Here is a 564-nt window from a genome sequence, read left to right as displayed (position 1 = left end):
ACGCTGACCAGCCGCACGCCGAACAGGTTCAGCGTGGCGTGTACGAGCAGGATGGCGACGAAGATCAGCATGGTTGACTCGGGCGTCGGATCGAATCCCCATTGCAGGTTGAGTACGGCGCCGGTGAACAGGGCAGCGCCGTAGTCGATTCCGGCGATGGCGCCGAGCAGTCCCAGGAGATTGAGCCATCCCGTGTACCAGCCCCATTTACGGCCACCCAGGCGGTCGGCCATGTAATACAGGGCGCCCGACGTGGGATAGGCGCTGGTCACCTCGGCCAGTGCGAGGCCGACGAACAGGACGAAGAGTCCGACGCCGATCCAGCCCCACAACATCACCGCGGGGCCGCCGGTGCCGAGGCCGAAGCCGTAGAGCGTCATACAGCCGGAGAGCACCGAAATGACCGAGAAACTGATCGCGAAGTTTCCGAAGTGCCCCATGCGGCGGGCCAGCACCGGTTGGTAGCCCAGCTCGCGCAGCCGTTGCTCCTCGTCGCGCTGCGCCGCCTCGTGCGGCGCGGCGGAGCCCGAACGGGACCATTTTGTAGGGGCCATGACACGTACC

1 protein-coding gene is annotated in these 564 nt (G+C 66.0%); it reads right to left on the bottom strand.

Annotated elements, in window-relative coordinates:
• A partial coding sequence (locus KUM32_RS41455; RefSeq protein WP_217146798.1) for an amino acid permease occupies positions 1–554 on the bottom strand: 554 nt, incomplete at its 3' end.
• Positions 555–564: the final 10 nt, after the last annotated feature.

Source organism: Streptomyces sp. AC627_RSS907 (assembly GCF_019049165.1).
The sequence above is the reverse complement of the archived record's forward strand: the minus strand, read 5'-3'. Positions and strand labels throughout refer to the sequence as shown.